Raw genomic sequence first — 378 nt, forward strand, 5'->3', positions numbered from 1 at the left:
CGTCGCGCTCCGTCTGCGGCGTCGACGCCGGAAGGGCCTCCGCGGTCATCAGGCCGCCGCTCGGGCCTGGGGGGCCGCAACGGCGTCGAGCACGCGGGCGATGACGGTGTCGCTGCTGGTGCCGGCGAACTCGGCCTCGGCGTCGAGCAGCAGACGGTGCTGCCACACCGGGCGGGCGAGCACCTTGATGTCGTCCGGGAGCACGAAGTGGCGTCCCTGAGCCGCGGCCCAGACCTTGGCGATGCGGATCATCGCGATCGCACCGCGCACCGAGACGCCGAGACGGATGGCGCCGTCCTCACGAGTCGCCTCGGCGAGCTCTGCCACGTAGCGGAGCACGGCGGGCTCGACGTGTACGGTGGCCGCGAGGTCGGCCAT

The 378-nt window shown here is 73.3% G+C and carries 1 protein-coding gene; it reads right to left on the reverse strand.

Features of this window, described 5'->3' with window-relative positions; translation table 11 throughout:
* Positions 1 to 48: 48 nt before the first annotated feature.
* The coding region (locus DSP71_RS23465) for an AAA family ATPase (RefSeq protein WP_396652053.1) at positions 49 to 378 on the reverse strand (330 nt) is incomplete at its 5' end.

The sequence above is a fragment of the Microbacterium sp. H6 genome (genome assembly GCF_003314775.1).
Classification (GTDB): Bacteria; Actinomycetota; Actinomycetes; order Actinomycetales; family Microbacteriaceae; genus Microbacterium; species Microbacterium oxydans.